The 14,894-nt window shown below is 59.1% G+C and carries 16 protein-coding genes; 10 read left to right on the forward strand and 6 right to left on the reverse strand.

Annotated elements, in window-relative coordinates; translation table 11 throughout:
* Positions 1-543: 543 nt before the first annotated feature.
* Entirely contained in the window at positions 544-807 is a 264-nt protein-coding gene (locus tag BLR34_RS06685; protein ID WP_143414135.1) for a hypothetical protein, read from the reverse strand.
* Positions 808-1,049: 242 nt separating this feature from the next.
* Complete coding sequence (locus tag BLR34_RS06690) at positions 1,050-1,877, reverse strand: bacteriorhodopsin (RefSeq protein WP_394327684.1); 828 nt, start codon at positions 1,875-1,877, stop codon at positions 1,050-1,052.
* 349 nt (positions 1,878-2,226) lie between these two features.
* On the opposite strand from BLR34_RS06690, the gene BLR34_RS06695 reads away from it, so the two are divergent.
* Together BLR34_RS06695 and BLR34_RS06700 are read left to right on the forward strand one after the other, a co-directional pair.
* Positions 2,227-3,420, forward strand: a complete 1,194-nt coding sequence (locus tag BLR34_RS06695; RefSeq protein ID WP_092701006.1) for a CBS domain-containing protein — start codon at positions 2,227-2,229, stop codon at positions 3,418-3,420.
* A gap of 461 nt (positions 3,421-3,881) precedes the next feature.
* A complete protein-coding gene (locus BLR34_RS06700; protein WP_176765260.1) occupies positions 3,882-4,712 on the forward strand; it encodes a TrmB family transcriptional regulator in 831 nt (276 codons plus the stop codon).
* Between the two features lie 114 nt (positions 4,713-4,826).
* Here BLR34_RS06700 and BLR34_RS06705 read toward each other — a convergent pair whose 3' ends face one another.
* A complete protein-coding gene (locus BLR34_RS06705; RefSeq protein ID WP_092701009.1) occupies positions 4,827-6,224 on the reverse strand; it encodes a carotenoid oxygenase family protein in 1,398 nt (465 codons plus the stop codon).
* Between the two features lie 422 nt (positions 6,225-6,646).
* On the opposite strand from BLR34_RS06705, the gene BLR34_RS06710 reads away from it, so the two are divergent.
* The 5 genes from BLR34_RS06710 to BLR34_RS06730 all read left to right on the forward strand — a co-directional run bounded on the left by BLR34_RS06710 (position 6,647) and on the right by BLR34_RS06730 (position 10,214).
* Entirely contained in the window at positions 6,647-7,111 is a 465-nt protein-coding gene (locus BLR34_RS06710) for a nucleoside deaminase (protein WP_092701012.1), read from the forward strand.
* A 43-nt stretch (positions 7,112-7,154) separates the two neighbouring features.
* The gene (locus BLR34_RS06715) at positions 7,155-7,364 is read left to right on the forward strand and encodes a YgaP family membrane protein (protein ID WP_092701015.1); all 210 of its coding nucleotides are present in this window, start codon (positions 7,155-7,157) and stop codon (positions 7,362-7,364) included.
* Between the two features lie 120 nt (positions 7,365-7,484).
* Positions 7,485-8,219, forward strand: coding sequence for a hypothetical protein (locus BLR34_RS06720; RefSeq protein ID WP_218120854.1), 735 nt, complete (start codon positions 7,485-7,487; stop codon positions 8,217-8,219).
* A 76-nt stretch (positions 8,220-8,295) separates the two neighbouring features.
* Complete coding sequence (locus BLR34_RS06725) at positions 8,296-9,666, forward strand: cryptochrome/photolyase family protein (protein ID WP_092701018.1); 1,371 nt, start codon at positions 8,296-8,298, stop codon at positions 9,664-9,666.
* An 83-nt stretch (positions 9,667-9,749) separates the two neighbouring features.
* Positions 9,750-10,214 (forward strand): hypothetical protein, encoded by a 465-nt coding sequence (locus BLR34_RS06730; protein WP_092701021.1) that lies wholly within the window; start codon positions 9,750-9,752, stop codon positions 10,212-10,214.
* Between the two features lie 22 nt (positions 10,215-10,236).
* Here the strand turns inward: BLR34_RS06730 and BLR34_RS06735 are convergent, their stop codons facing one another.
* Positions 10,237-10,674, reverse strand: coding sequence for an SRPBCC family protein (locus BLR34_RS06735; protein ID WP_092701024.1), 438 nt, complete (start codon positions 10,672-10,674; stop codon positions 10,237-10,239).
* 152 nt (positions 10,675-10,826) lie between these two features.
* Here BLR34_RS06735 and BLR34_RS06740 point away from each other — a divergent pair, with 152 nt between their 5' ends.
* Together BLR34_RS06740 and BLR34_RS16910 are read left to right on the forward strand one after the other, a co-directional pair.
* Positions 10,827-11,858 (forward strand): tyrosine-type recombinase/integrase, encoded by a 1,032-nt coding sequence (locus BLR34_RS06740; protein WP_092701027.1) that lies wholly within the window; start codon positions 10,827-10,829, stop codon positions 11,856-11,858.
* A 41-nt stretch (positions 11,859-11,899) separates the two neighbouring features.
* Positions 11,900-12,049, forward strand: a complete 150-nt coding sequence (locus tag BLR34_RS16910; protein ID WP_176765261.1) for a hypothetical protein — start codon at positions 11,900-11,902, stop codon at positions 12,047-12,049.
* Positions 12,050-12,054: 5 nt separating this feature from the next.
* Here BLR34_RS16910 and BLR34_RS06745 read toward each other — a convergent pair whose 3' ends face one another.
* Together BLR34_RS06745 and BLR34_RS06750 are read right to left on the reverse strand one after the other, a co-directional pair.
* The gene (locus BLR34_RS06745) at positions 12,055-13,269 is read right to left on the reverse strand and encodes a hypothetical protein (protein WP_092701030.1); all 1,215 of its coding nucleotides are present in this window, start codon (positions 13,267-13,269) and stop codon (positions 12,055-12,057) included.
* Positions 13,270-13,319: 50 nt separating this feature from the next.
* On the reverse strand, positions 13,320-13,769 hold the full coding sequence (locus BLR34_RS06750; RefSeq protein ID WP_218120855.1) for a DUF4145 domain-containing protein: 450 nt from the start codon (positions 13,767-13,769) through the stop codon (positions 13,320-13,322).
* Between the two features lie 294 nt (positions 13,770-14,063).
* Here BLR34_RS06750 and BLR34_RS06755 point away from each other — a divergent pair, with 294 nt between their 5' ends.
* Complete coding sequence (locus BLR34_RS06755; RefSeq protein ID WP_092701036.1) at positions 14,064-14,456, forward strand: hypothetical protein; 393 nt, start codon at positions 14,064-14,066, stop codon at positions 14,454-14,456.
* Positions 14,457-14,894 lie beyond the last annotated feature (438 nt).

The raw sequence follows: 14,894 nt of genomic DNA on the forward strand, positions 1-14,894 counted from the left end.
TCGGCTCGATACTGTGTTCTATCGGCGCGATTGACGAGGTCGTCGGCCACAACAGAACAACGAAACGTCCAGAGACACCCCGACAACCACAGGCGTGAGAGAGTTCCGTGAGCAGACAGTGACCGTTGCACTCCCGGAAGTGGCGACACCGCCGTCGCCATGGCAGGTGTGGCGAGAGCAATCGTTTCACCCCAAACAGGGTAGGTACATATCTTAGTAGTTAGTACAGATAAAATACAGTACGGATGAGCGATGTCGAGTATCAAGAAAATGGCGATACAGCACTACTGACTACAGATAACCAGGGAGAGTGGATAGAATCCAATAGTATCGTACTCCTCTCGGAGTGGGCCTAACCTCGACGACTACCCGGTACGTGCGTTGTTCGCCAGAACGGTTACGCCGGGTAAAACCCCAAAGTACCGACGATGTACCACGTCGACGCTCTCTGGTGCTGTTTTTATCAGAGCGGGAGCGGGCCACGAGCAGCAAACGGCTGCGGCCGAGTACATCGGCCCATGTGACACCACACTACGACGTGTCTCAGACAAACGCCACGGTCGGCCCGGGCAGTCTGTTCAGGAGTCCCAACCCGACGAATCCACCGAGCACCAGTCCACCCGAGAGGCCGAGATAGGAGACGATAACCTGCCAGTCTGTCGCCGTTCCGCCACCGACAACGGCGATACCAAAACCAATTCCTGTGAGTGTGGCCACCCCCAGCATGAACAGCCCACCCATTACTGCGACGCCGAGGAAAACGTTGACCGCCTGTTTGAGTCGATACCCGGACAGATTATCGAACACTGGCGTCACCTCGTACTCCCCACGTCAGCCGAGAGTCGGGCAGCGCGAATAACATCCTTACTCGCCCAGATGAGCGGGCATCTGTTGTAACTGGTGGTCGAAGACGTTGGTGTAAGCGCGATACGGTGGTTACACGACGCGAAGACAGACGCGGCTATGGCATCAGTGACCCCGAAAAATGAAATCGGCCACACCGTGAGCCGTCGGAACGACGTGTCCGACAGCGCGACAGTGTGAATCGGTTAGTCGGCTGCTGCGGCTTCGGGTTCAGTTGTCGCGGTGGCTGAACCGTCGAGGACGTTGTGACTGCGCAGCAGGATGATACCGAATCCGACCTTCGCGGTCACATCGAGTACCATGAATCCGGCAGTCTCTGCGTAGAGGTCAAGCAGACCCAGTCCTTCGGAGCCGACGAGCCACCAGACGGGGTAGGCGAACCATAGCACGACAATCATCCACCGCAGAGTGCTGAACGTGCTTTTGGTGTCCCCGGATAGCTGTGATACCTTGTCCGAAAGTCCACGGAACAGGTAAAACACCAGCACGAGGAAGAACGCGGTACTGACTGCCCACCAGAGGACTCGGTGCCCTTCGACGGCGAGGCCGAGCGAGTCGACTGGTGCAATGGTCAGCGTAGCGACCAGACCGGTCAGAATCATCATCACGTCGAGTCCGACCAGCGTACTGATCGTGTTCCTGTCTGCGCCGGCGAGCAACGCCAGGTCATACAGCAACAGCGGCGTCGTCAGAATCCAGTCGGTGTACCGCGGCCAGTAGATTTTCAGCTCCTCTGTGCCTTCGATAAACGGTGCCAGGTCGATGACACCGAATCCCGTCGCCATCGCGAGGTAGTTCGTGAACGCGATGCCGGCGATGAACGTCGTGATGATGTAGAACTTCTGCCGATGTGGGTCGGTTACGTTCCACCCTCGGGCGATGAAGTACACCATCCCGAGGAACATACCGGCTGTGCCGAGCCACAACCACATCACCTCGTCGCCGGGTGTTGCATTTATTCCCCCTAATTGCAGTACTGCTGTCGTTAGTGTGTCTATGACTGATCGCACCATTCCAGTCGATACTAGGTATTAAAACATAATAATTGTTTTGCAGCCAATAACATATCCGATTGGATAGATGACAGGCAACAGGGCTCCCCAATCCAGATTACGAGGGCTAAGAAAGGTGGTTCGTGGGAAAATAGGTAAGCCAATCTACTATGTAATGATTCAATAAATATCCTTTGGATACGGCTAATCTGATAGGTTTCCGCTCGGACGGTAGTACGTCCGTTTCATCGGGGTCTACCACTGTTTTTGCGTTCGTCACTCGGTCTGGCGTTCTGTCTGGCAGGGTGACGATACAGCGCGATAGGGACCGGGACCGGGGTTTAAACGCCACCGGCCCCAATCACCGCGTATGCGAGGGATACAGGTCGGCAGTGCATTCGGCATTCCAGTCAGATTGCACTGGTCGTTCCTACTCATCCTCCCGGTGTTCGCGTTCATCATCGGTCTCGACATCGCGATGCTCGCGGAGGTGCTCAACGACGTCCTCGGCGCTGGCCTCGACCCGGCAGCACTCGAAGGTGAGGTCCTCCCGTGGGCGCTGGGGCTGGCCGCGGCACTGGGGCTGTTTACTGGAGTATTGCTCCACGAGTTCGGTCACTCGCTTGTCGCGATGCGATACGGGTACGATATCGACTCGATCACGCTGTGGCTGCTGGGCGGCCTCGCCAGCTTCACCGAGATGCCCGAGAACTGGCGCCAAGAGTTCTGGATTGCAGTTGCTGGCCCGATTGTCAGCGTCGGGGTCGGTCTCGTCTGTTATGCGGGTTTTCTCCTGACACCGGTGGCGATAGCTCCCGTCCGGTTCGTTCTCGGCTACCTGGCGCTGTTGAACGTCGTACTCGCGGTGTTTAATATGTTGCCGGCGTTTCCCATGGACGGTGGCCGTGTCCTCCGTGCGCTGCTCGCCCGGAACCGACCACACGCCCGCGCGACACAACTCGCTGCGGAAGTCGGGAAGGTCTTCGCGTTCCTGCTGGGTGCTGTCGGACTCCTCTCGTTGAATATCGTCCTCATCTTGCTTGCCTTTTTCATCTACATCGCCGCCTCGGGCGAGGCCCAACAGACCGTGATGAAGGCGACCTTCGAAGGAGTGACAGTCAGAGACGTGATGACCACCCGCGTCGACCTCCACGTCGTCAACCCGGAGACGACTGTCGCGACCCTCATCGAACGGATGTTCAGAGAGCGCCACACCGGCTACCCCGTCGTCGAAAACGGTGCGGTCGTCGGCATGGTTACGCTCGACGACGCCAGAGACGTGCGTCCGGAGGAGCGCGAGGCGTTTCTCGTCGACGACGTGATGTCGACAGACATCGTCACAATCTCACCGGGGGCAGACGCAATGGAGACGCTCCAGACCTTGCGCGAACACGATATCGGGCGACTCCCTGTGGTCACCGAGGACGGCGACCTCGTCGGACTGGTCTCACGGACAGACCTGATGACCGCCTTCGACGTACTCCAGAGTGGCGGCGGTGTCGACTCGATTTTTCGCTCACCACCCGGACGCGACGACGCTGTAACCAACCGCCGTAGCTGGTGACCCCCGCGGCAAGCCTGTCACCGCCGTTGCCTGCCTCGGCGTCAGTGACCGAGCCGACGCTCGTATAGAAACTCCCAGCACTCTCGGCGCGGGAGTCGCTGCTTCATCTGTAACGCTGTGAGTGACAGCGCCAAATTACAGCCCCGGTTCGTGCAGCGTCGGTACTCAAACCAAACGCTTCGAGCTGTGTGATGGCAGCTTCGCGTGGCTTGGAGACATTGTCAGCACACATGATAGGTCAATCAAAGGACTCCGGAGGGAGTCCGGCACACAGCAACAGCGTGGTTGGGACCCGTCTGAGCCGTGTGCCACCTCGGCGTTCGTACTCTCCCCGTATAACCTTATTGTGATTATTCGAGTTAAAATAGCAGCTAGCGAGGGTAATGAAGGGGAAGTTGTTTTCATGTGGCGCGTGAAGAGGGGATAGGCTGCTGGTTACACAGTAGCACAGGTTGGGACCCATGGAAGACATTTCAGACCGAGAGCAAGCGATAGAATTGCTCCAGCAGCTCGGACTACAGGAGTACGAGGCGAAAGCGTTCGTCGCGCTGACACGACTCCCCCACGGGACGGCCAAGGATATCAGCGAGATATCGGAGGTACCGCGCACGCGTGTCTACGACGCAGTCCGGGTGCTCGAATCGAAAGGCCTCGTCGAGATACAACACTCGAACCCACAGCAGTTTCGGGCGGTTTCCATCGACGAGGCAGCAGACACGTTACAGCGCGAGTATCGGACACGGACCGAGACACTCCGCGACACGCTCGACACGATAGAGCCCACCTCAACCGACGTCGAGGCCGACGTTCCCCACGAGGTATGGGCCCTGTCGGGGACAACTGCAATCACGAGCCGAACACAGCAGTTACTCAGCGAGGCCGAGGAAGAAATCGTGTTCGTCCTCGGTGACGAATCCGTCTTCACCGAGTCACTCGTCGAGAGCCTCAACACAGCCAGGAAACGAGAGGTACGAGTCATGATCGGAACGACCGCCGAGTCGGTTCAAAACCGCGTCCAAGACAGTCTCCCGGAAGCCGAAGTCTTCGTCTCTGGACTCGAGTGGCTAAGCGAGTCGGCCCCGCCGGCCGACGATACCGAAATCAGCCGGATGGTGCTGATAGACCGGAGTACAATTCTCGTCAGCACGTTCCACCAGACGCCCGGTGACGAGCGCGAACACGAACAGGCGGTGTTCGGGCGCGGGTTCGACAACGGCCTTGTCACGCTCGCCCGGCGACTGATGGCGACCGGACTGCCGTCAGTCGAGTCGTCCGAGTCTACCGAGCAGTGATGCAGATTCGTCCGGCCACCGGCCGCGGACGCTTCCGTGCAGTCCCGGTGTTGTTCCTCACGTTGGTTGTCTTCGGTTGTGTTGTTTTTTCGCCGAGATTCAGGCCGTCAGGAGTCAATCATCAAAAAAGCGCCCGTGGAAGCCAAACGGGACCGGATGGGGGAGCCGTGCTCGGCCGAGTTCCGACAGCGTCGCCGCGTCGAGACACAACAGAACAGACTGTTCGGCGGCAACATCCAGTGCTGGGGCGAGAACGACGCCGTCGTCCTCGTGGTCGGGGTCGGGGTGCTCGACCATGCGAGGTTCCTCGATGTAGAGGTCGCGCTCCCAGACCTCGCTGGCAGACTCTCGGTCGGTGTCGACTTTCACGAGGCCGTTCGCTCCTTTCCGGTCGGTCGCCTGTCCGTACACGTAGCGGTGCCGGCGGGTTCTGGCCTGTCGCGGGACCGTCGGGAGTTCGATACCACCGTCGTACCGCTGTCGCGCTGTCACCCCGCCGTCGGCAGAGACGCGATAGCGGACGAGTCGCCCCGGCGGTGCACCGGCGAAGCCGGCCTCGTCGAGTTCCGCAAGCGAGAGCGCCTGGACAATCTGGTCGTCGTCGAACGCGACGAGGTCGACAACCACGTCGCCGGCGTCGTCGAATGCGTTGACGATGTGGAAGGTGAAAAACGACGGCACTGTCGTCTCGGTGGTGACCTCGCCCGTTTCACGAGAGACGACGTAGACGGTGGTGTCCTGGCTGTCGTCCCACTGAAGCAGGTCGAAAAACCCCTCGGTGAACGGCGAGAGGGCGGCGAGTACGTCGATTTGAAGCGGCGTTTCGACAAGTACGATCTGTGTCTCGCTGACGCCGATACTGTGGATATAGGCGGGCGTATCCGTTGGAATCGCGGCGATTTCTTCCCGGCGTCTGGTCCCCTCGGGGATACGGAACAGGCGGTACTCGTGAGTCCGGCCAAAGGAGAGCGCGTGCCCGAGGTGACCGCCACGCGGGTCTGCAACCAGATGTGCAGTAATCATGTCGTACTCCAGCAGGTCGCGAAACGCGAACTCGCCGCGCGTTTCGAGAGCGTCGCCAAATCGCGTCCACCGCGGGACTTCGGTCAGTGCGACGTACTCGCCGCCGAGTCTGGCGACGTGGACGTTCGCGTTGTCGGTTGGCTCGGGAGGCCCCAGCCGCCGTAGCCAGCCGAGCAGTTTCTGGAGTCCGCGCTCGCCGGTCGCGAACTGTCCCGTCGGCCGGCCCGCCATCGCGTCGGCGTAGCTCTCGGTGCGAAGGAAGCGGTTGGTGTAGTAGACCCCGCCGTCGTCGAACTCGTAGCTGCGGACCATCCCGAGCCCGTCGAACCAGTGTACGACGCGCTCGCCGCCACCCTCGAATTTGGCCGGCCCGTTGCGGACGAGACGCCCCGATAGCCAGGCGGGTATCTCGCCTTCGACCGGGAGCTGTCGTCGACTTACCTCCTCCTCGAGCGACTGAAACCCGGGCGTAAAGTTAGCATCTGACACGGGTCACCATACGCGTCGGTGTCGCTTGAACCTGCGGGTCGTGGTCTGAGATAAATGGAGGAGTGGAGGGCAAGGCGGGGAACCACGACGAGATGTCCCGGAACGCAGCGGAATCACCGACCGCCAGGCTGGCTGAGACGGGGGGCAAATATAAAAGGAGCCCGGCTGTTTCATGCAGTGAAACACGGGAGAAGCCAATCGTGTCGCTGTCGTAGCAGGCATCAACAACGAGTCGGAGAGCCGAAGGGGTCGAACCGTCCCTGGCCGTATGCCAGTCGACGCCGTGAGGGGGTGGCCACGACGCCATTCCGGTACAACCTCTCCGTGTTCGTGCCACATAACCTGTCAACAGCTGTCTCAGGGCCAGAAACAGCACTGATACGCGGGCGAGGCTTGATGAGACATCGCCGTGTTACTGTGGCATGGACGAGATTCCGCCAGTCGAGTACCGTCACGTATCACACATGCAACATGCAATCGACCTCGCGCGAGAGGCAGCCGACCGTGGCGACCACCCCTTCGGGAGCGTTCTCGTGTGCAACGATACGGTCGTCATGGCGGAGTCGAATCGCATCAAGACAGGAGACGACATTCGCCGCCATCCCGAGCTCCATCTCGCATACCGTGCCTGTCGGGAACTCGACGCCACAGAACGCGCCGAGACGGTGATGTACACGAGTACCGAACCTTGTCCGATGTGTGCCGGGGGAATGCGCTCGGCCGGCTTCGAGCGCGTCATTTACAGCGTTAGTGCCCCCGAGATAGGCGAATTTACCGGCAGCAAGCCACCGGTCCGTGCCGCGACAGTCCTCGACGGCGTTACCGACGTTGTCGGCCCCGTGTGCAACGATGCGGGCCGAGAGGTCCACGAGGCGTTCGAGTGGTAGACGGAGACGAACGTTCAATACTGCTGGGCCCGAAGGGTCGAGTATGGCCAAGCAGAACGTTGGTGGCCGCGACCGAATCGTCCGCGCACTGCTCGCCGTCGTGCTGACCGTCACCGCGATACGTACGCTCAGAAACGGGAAACGGAAGGCCGGACTGCTCGCGCTCCTCGGCGCAGTTGGCTTTGGCTTCAACGCGACGACCTGCTTCTGTGGGCTGAACGAAGCCCTGGGCATCGACACGACCGACGAGTAACGGGACAGCACCATCCCGTCGCTCGGGCCGGAAGGGAGAGATTTCGTCGCTGCCAACGAGACCGCCACGAAGGGGTGGTCCGTGCTGTTGTTTATGTTGTTCTGGCCCCTATTCTGGCTGATGAGACCGATAGTCTCGCGTCGGCGCGATACTGTGGCCGACGACCTCCAGGAGCGTGGGTACAGCCTCGCGGCCGAGGAATGGCCGACCGTCGCTCGGGGCGACACGACGACAATAGCCGGGGTCGACGCTCCACTCGCGCTCGTGTCACTCCGGGACGACAGACCGTTGACAGTCGTCTCGGCAATCGCAAACGCTGCACACGAGGGGTGCGTGCCGGTCCTCGTCGCCCACCCACAGACTGCCAGCGAAGTCGAACCGTTGCTCGAAGACCCGTTCTTGCTGGCCGGCCGGGACGGCGGCCGCGAGTTCGTCCCAATCGAGGACCGCATTCTGCTGTCGGACGGTAGCTACGCCTGTCTCGGCACGACCGGCCCCGTCACGTGGTTCGAGGAAGAGTCACGAGAGACAGACTCCCCACCACTCGCGCTTACTGTCGGCGGCGACCGCGTCGCCACGCTTGACTCCGTCGACGGACTTGCCTGTCCGGGCCCGGCGGCCGCCACGTTCCGGTACAGCTACGCCCGCAACGATGCCGGGCGGTTCTGCGTGTTTGACGACGGAGATGTACTGGAGCGATATACGAGCGTCAGCGCGATGCGTGCCGACGGGTTCCGACCCGTGCCGCTGCCACTCGTCCCGGAGCATCATATTCGCGACCACGGGCGGCTCGCGCGGGCAACTGTGGTTGCGACGGTCGATGACGGAGTAGTTTCCTATCGGTCGCGGCGGTGACCGGCAAGCCATCGGCGGTGGCGTCTCGACCACAGCGGACAGTTAGACTCATACCGCTACAACCGTAGTCAACTGCATGCATCTGTTCTGGCACCAGCGAGACCTCCGTATCCCAGACAACAGGGGACTCGCGCTGGCGGCAAAGAAAGAGCCAACGCTGCCGGTGTACGTGGTCGATACCGACCTGCTGAAACAGATTGGGAAGCGACAGCGCGCGTTCCTGCTAAACGGTGTGCGAGCGCTAAAACAGCGGTATCGGCGGCTGGGGACAGACCTGCTCGTCCGTGTTGGGTCGCCGGCCGAGACCCTCGAATCGCTGTGTTCGGAGTACGATGCCGAGCGGGTGTACTACAACCGTCACTACCGGCCGGCCCGTCGAAACCGGCAGCGGGCCGTCGACGAGGCGCTACCGACGAAATCGGTCACCGACCTCGTGTTGGTCGACCCGGAACGACTCGCGCCGCGGTATCCGAACCACAGCCAGTTCTACGACGACTGGCAAGACCAGCACAAAGTGACGCCGTTCGACGTGCCCGACGAGGAGCGGTTCGTCTCACTCAGCGACGATACCGGCCCGCCGTCGGTCTCGGCGGATATCGACCTCCCGACAGCCGGTTATCGGGCAGCACGGGACCGGTACGACCAGTTCCTGACTGCGGGTATCGAGAGCTACAACGACACACGCGACGATATGCAACGAGCGGTCGAACAGCCGGTCGGCGCGGTGTCACGGCTCTCACCCTACATCGCGGGTGGAATGCTCGGCATCCGCGAGATATGGGCCGACGCGAGCGAGCGCTACGAGGGTGCGCGCGGAAGTGCACAGCGAAATATCGGCAAATTCAGGTACGAACTCTCCTGGCGAGAGCAGAACTACCACCTGCTGTATTACAATCCGACGCTGCTCGTCGAGAACTACAAGTCGTTCCCGAACGACATCGAGTGGCGCGAGGACGACGACCACCTCGACGCCTGGAAGCGCGGCGAAACCGGCTATCCGTTCGTCGACGCGGGCATGCGCCAACTCAACGAGGAGGGATACATCCATAACCGACCGCGCCAGGTCGTCGCCTCCTTTCTCACGAAACACCTGCTCGTCGACTGGCGCACGGGCGCGAAGTATTTCAAGCGACAGCTCATCGACCACGACCCGGCAAACAACTACGGCAACTGGCAGTGGATTGCCTCGACGGGGACCGACAGCGTCGACGTGCGCATCTTCGACCCCGTCTCACAGCTGTCGAAATACGACGACGGCGCGACCTACGTCACCGAGTACGTCTCGGAACTGCGCGACGTTCCGGCAGACAAAATCATCGACTGGCCGACACTCTCGCGCGGGGAGCGCGAGCGCCTGGCTCCGGAGTATCCACACCCTATCGTAGACCGCAACGAGGGGTACGAACGGGCACAGCGAACGTTCGAGCGCGCGCTAGGGAAACGCTAGGTCGTCTGTGGACCACGCTATGGCGAGGCGTCCGGGCGGCGAGAACCACCAGAAAAAATACGCTGGCACCCTCCGAAACGGGTATGACACACTACGAACCGCTTTCAGTCTCGCTGCTCTTTTTTCTCGGCGTCGGTGCCGGTGTGGTTGCCACGCTCGCGATGGACCTCGTCATGCCGCGGCTGCCGGAGGGACGGACACCGCCGACAATCGCCGCGGGCGTGTTGACCGGCAGCCGGCCGGATTCCGCGCCAGCGCGACTGGGGACGGTCGTCCATTATCTCGCCGGCATCCTGACCGGGCCGCTGTTCGTCTGGCTCTTGCTGGTCAGCGAAGGCGTCTTCGGGGAGTTGTCGGTGCTCGCCGTGGTGCTGGCTGGCGCTGTGCTCTACGTGTTGATGGTCGCATTCTTCGCTGTCGTCGTCCTGCCCCAGTCGCTCGTGGCGTCCTCACGTGTGGGTGCGATTCGTCGGGACTGGGCGCTCTGTGCGCTCACGTATCTGCTCGTGTTGGTTCCGCTGGTGGGGACTGCCGGACGGCTGGTGTGAACCGGTCGTTCCCCAGTCGCTCTCACTGACCGGCCTCCAGTCTCGTCTTGGTGTTCTCCAGCGTGGTCTGAAGTTCTCGCTCGTTGTACCGCCGGACAAACGGCGTCGCGAGTGCCGAGATGACGGTCCCTGGCAGGTCGTACGTGGCCCGGTAGCGCAGTTCTGTCCCGTCACCGTCGGGGACTGTCTCGATTTCGATTTCGCCGGTGAGTTCGCCGCGCATCTCGAATACCATTCGTTCGCCGTCATCGTGTATCTCCTCGACGAGTTCGCCGTCGACGCCGATACCGGCCATCTTGTAGGTGTGCTCGACGCGTTTGCCGCCGTTGTCGAGCGGTTCGATGTTCCGGACCTCGCTCAGGCTCGGCGTCACCTCGGGGTGGTTTCGGGGGTCGTCGAGGTATTCGAATACCGTCTCGACTGGTGTGTCGATGTGAATCGAACGGCTGACTGAGACCATATGTGTTGTTTGGTCTACTGCAAGAAGACGGTTCCCCCGGTGCTGTCGCTGTGTGTGATGAGTGGGGAAGAAGTGGGCCGGCGCGAATTCGAATCGCGGTTACGGCCACCCTTCGGCGCTCCCTCTTGCGGTTATGGGCTTCGGAGCAACCTATGTCCAAGCCAAACCGGAACCTGACGCCGACCACGGCAGAGGAAGCGCTCGATTTGTACCTACGGGAACGGAGTACCGACGTGACCGAGAGTACCTTACAGGCCCATGAGTACCGTCTGAACCATTTCATCCGATGGTGCGCCGGCGAAGGAGACGTAGAGAACGTAAACAATCTCACCGGCCGCGACCTTCACCGCTACAAACTGTGGCGGAAGGAAGACGGCGACCTGAACAAGGTCAGTCTCAAATCTCAGATGGATACTCTTCGGGTATTCATTCGCTTCTGTGAGACGGTGGACGCCGTCGAGAGTGACTTACACTCGAAAATAATCTCTCCGACGCTCGGGGATGGAACTGGTCAGCGGGACGTGAAACTCGATTCCGAGGAAGCCGAGGTACTACTCGACTATCTCGAACGGTTCGAGTATGCCTCGTTCTCTCACACCGTCGTTCTCCTGCTATGGCGGACGGGTATGCGTATCGGTTCGATTCGTTCGCTCGACCTATCGGACTTTCACCCGGACGACGAGTATCTATCCGTTCGTCACCGACCGGATACTGATACTCCGCTAAAGAACAAGGGGAACGGTGAGCGGTACGTGGCTCTGACGACGGCTGTCTGTACCGTGGTCGAAGACTACGTCGACGTACACCGCCACGATGTTACCGACGAATATGGGCGCGACCCATTGCTGACGACCAAGCACGGACGCCCCACGAACAACACTCTCCGGCAAACGGTCTATCGGTGGACGCGCCCCTGTCAGTATCAAGGGGACTGTCCGCACGGGAAAGAGAAAGACGAGTGCGAAGCCATTACTGAACGAGGGAGAGCGAGCAAGTGTCCGTCGTCAGTGTCACCCCATGCCATCCGAAGAGGAAGCATAACTCACCACCTGACCGAAGATGTACCAGAGCAAGTCGTGTCCGACCGGATGAACGTCAGCCAAGGAGTACTCGACGCCCACTATGACCGCCGGGACGAAGAGGTGAAGGTCGAACAGCGTCGTGACTATCTCGACGGGGTATGAGCCACCCAAAGGGATTCACCCTTCGCGGCTGAAGTACTGGTATGAGCGACGAACAAGACAAGAACCCCGAGATTCGCATACCAGAAAGCAAAGACTCTGCGGTGAGGATGGTCGAAGAGGGCATGGAAGACGAAGAGTCGGACGAACAGAAACGGAACCTGATTCGCGCTCAGTACAGGCTTATCGAGTGAACAAACTATTCTGTTGACTCTTCGGTAGCGTTACTCGTGGTTTCCTCTTTCGCCGGAAGGATGTTTTCACCATAGAGTTCTCTGCTTACTTCCTCTGGTGACGAATCACGTTTCTCAGCCAATTGGCGGGCCTTCATTGCCCGTTTCACGTCACGAATATCGTGCTTAAACTCAATCACGGGGCGCAAAGCCGACTCGAAAATATACGGTTCCTCGTCTTCTGGTGGCGATTCCTCTTTTGACGGGCCGAACTCAAAGGAACTGAAAACGTCCCATCCAAACATTTCTTGACTCGCTTCTGACGGTGATATACCGTCTCTTTCAGACAGATAGAAGGCAAAAACTGGCCTTGGCAGTTCACGAATGAGTTCGACCGTTCCCACCCCTTCCCCGTTTATGTTTCTCTCAAACACCCAATCAATGTAGAACTCATAGGCCGAGTCACTAATCCCATACATAACACGCAACATCACGAATACCTTCACTACATCTGTTCCACCCGCAACAGTTTGGTTCCAATCTCGGTACACGGCCAATCGTGCCTTGTTCTCGGTCGGGTCGGGGTCACGGGCCAAGGCCAAATCAAGAGCCGAGAGGCGGATTGCCACGACGAATACAAGGGCTATAGACAATCCCGCCGCGACTCCGGATGAACTCAATAGTTCGGAATACGGGATTAATGCGATATTAGACGGCAGAAGAGTGACCACCGCAAGCGAGAGTCCAAGAACGGCTTCACCATTGGAAAGTTGACGACCTGCTTTATCATATGCCTCACGGGCTTCCTGAGCGAGTGTTTCGGGTGAGTCTGTGATTTCAACGTCGCCACTCTCTACGTGTTTGATACCCCGTTCCACGATACCTTCACGACGATTTTCGATGAATCTCCTACCGGGGTAGAGACCTAATGTCGCCTTCACCCATGACATGACAGAGACGATAGCACCAAGACGACGTATCGCAGTGGCAAACTTCGAGACAACCCATCCAACACCGACTATACCGAACTCAAGTAGGTCTATCAACGCCTTCCACAATGAACCTCGAAACCAGACCAGAGCGGCGTAGAAAATGAGGATAGCAATTCCGACACACGCGACGAAAATCGGGATTCCAACTGTGTCAAGAATCCAATTGCCCGTGAGAACAAGGAGTACAGGGAAGACACCAAAGAAAATGGAAGCGAGCAACAAACTGAGTCCGAAAATCAATAGTCCCATTTGATTACCTCATGCTACACTTATTCCGTAATCTCACGTAGTTGAATGGGTCACGTACCATCCCTCTGTTTGATTCCGTCCATCTTGTTCTCCGGAATCTCGTCGTAGGCCTCTTCTATCATCTTCTCACGCGTAATCGTGAGTTCGACAATCACGTTCACCAACTCAAAGAGTCGAAGGGCAGTATCCCGGTCGTCAGGGTTGTATATTTCGCCTGCGTGAACGTAGTCGTTACCCGTTACTCGAACGCTATCCAACGCCTTCTGAATCCGCTCGTCTATGCGCCCTTCGTCAACCAATTCCCCGATACCAGAGTAGAGACTTTGGTCTTCGTCCCCGGTCAGGTCTTGTACCAGTTTCTCCATAGCGAGCCGAAGAAGCGCGGCGGCGGCTTTGGGAGAATCATCGACAATCTGTCGTGCCTCGCTGAAGTCTTCGCGTACCCCATCTGGCATATCTTCGGTCGGTTTTGGAGCCGAGGAAGCCTGTGGATATATCATATCTTCACCTGTCCATATATGGTAGTCTCCACACTTCGAACAAGTCCCGACTTGTCCATCGAGGATTTGGAATCGGCCTTGTCTTGGGTGGTGAAGTTTCAACTCTTGCCAAGAGTGGTGAGCATAGGTGTTGCAATGAGGGCAATGAAATGCGTCTTCACTTGCCTGCGGTGGAACGTAATCATCCATGTTACGAGTAAGTTGACCAGAGGCGACAAAAACGTCCTGCTACCGTAGTGAAAGTAGTATTCCACCACCGAACGAATTACTGGCGCGAATCACATAGTATCGTCTATGACCTTCCGCCTACCTGAAGAGCGCGTTCCCGAAGACGAACCGTGGCGTGACCGTGATTTCCTCTGGCACTGCTATCATGAGCGCGGGCTGTCGCCCCGAACTATCGCTTACGAACTCGGCGTCTCGAAGAGCCGCGTGACCGTCCACATGGAACGTCTCGGCGTCCTTCGGCCTTGGCGACACGAACCGACACTTCGCCGTCTATACGTCGAGGAAGGCCTGTCAGCGGACGAGATAGCGGCTCGCGAGGGATTCGACTGTTCCCCGACGACTGTTCGGAAGTACCTTGCGGAGTACGGGCTGACCGACCAAGACACCGGGGATGTGACCTATGGCCGATTGGACGACCTCGGTGAAACCGAACCAGAATCGGAACAAGCGAAAGCGTAGGCTGTTCCGATTTGTCACTCCCAACTCTTGCCGCAGTCTTGGCAACTCTTCATACCATGCGTTCGAGTCACGTTGAAACTGCCACACCGGGGGCATTTCGGATTCCGTGCCATGTTATCTGAAACATGACGGCATATAATAAAACCACACGCAGACCTGCCGAGCGCTTGGACGACCTCGGCAGTGAGTCGCCTACGCCAACGGTATAAAAACACTAAAGGGCCATACCCCGACGATACCGTCATGAGCGTACCCTGACGCCGACCGTCACTGGCCTGTTCTCGGCCCGTATTCCATCGCTCACGCCCTTGAAGCTCAACGCCGACGAGTGGGCCACGCCGCCGAAGGCAACCGTCACGACCCGCTATGGGGCCAGTACGACGCCACAAACGCGGTCAATCACCCGCGAAAATCACACATCTCTATAGAGTGTCTGCC

The organism is Halovenus aranensis (assembly GCF_900100385.1).
Classification (GTDB): Archaea; Halobacteriota; Halobacteria; order Halobacteriales; family Haloarculaceae; genus Halovenus; species Halovenus aranensis.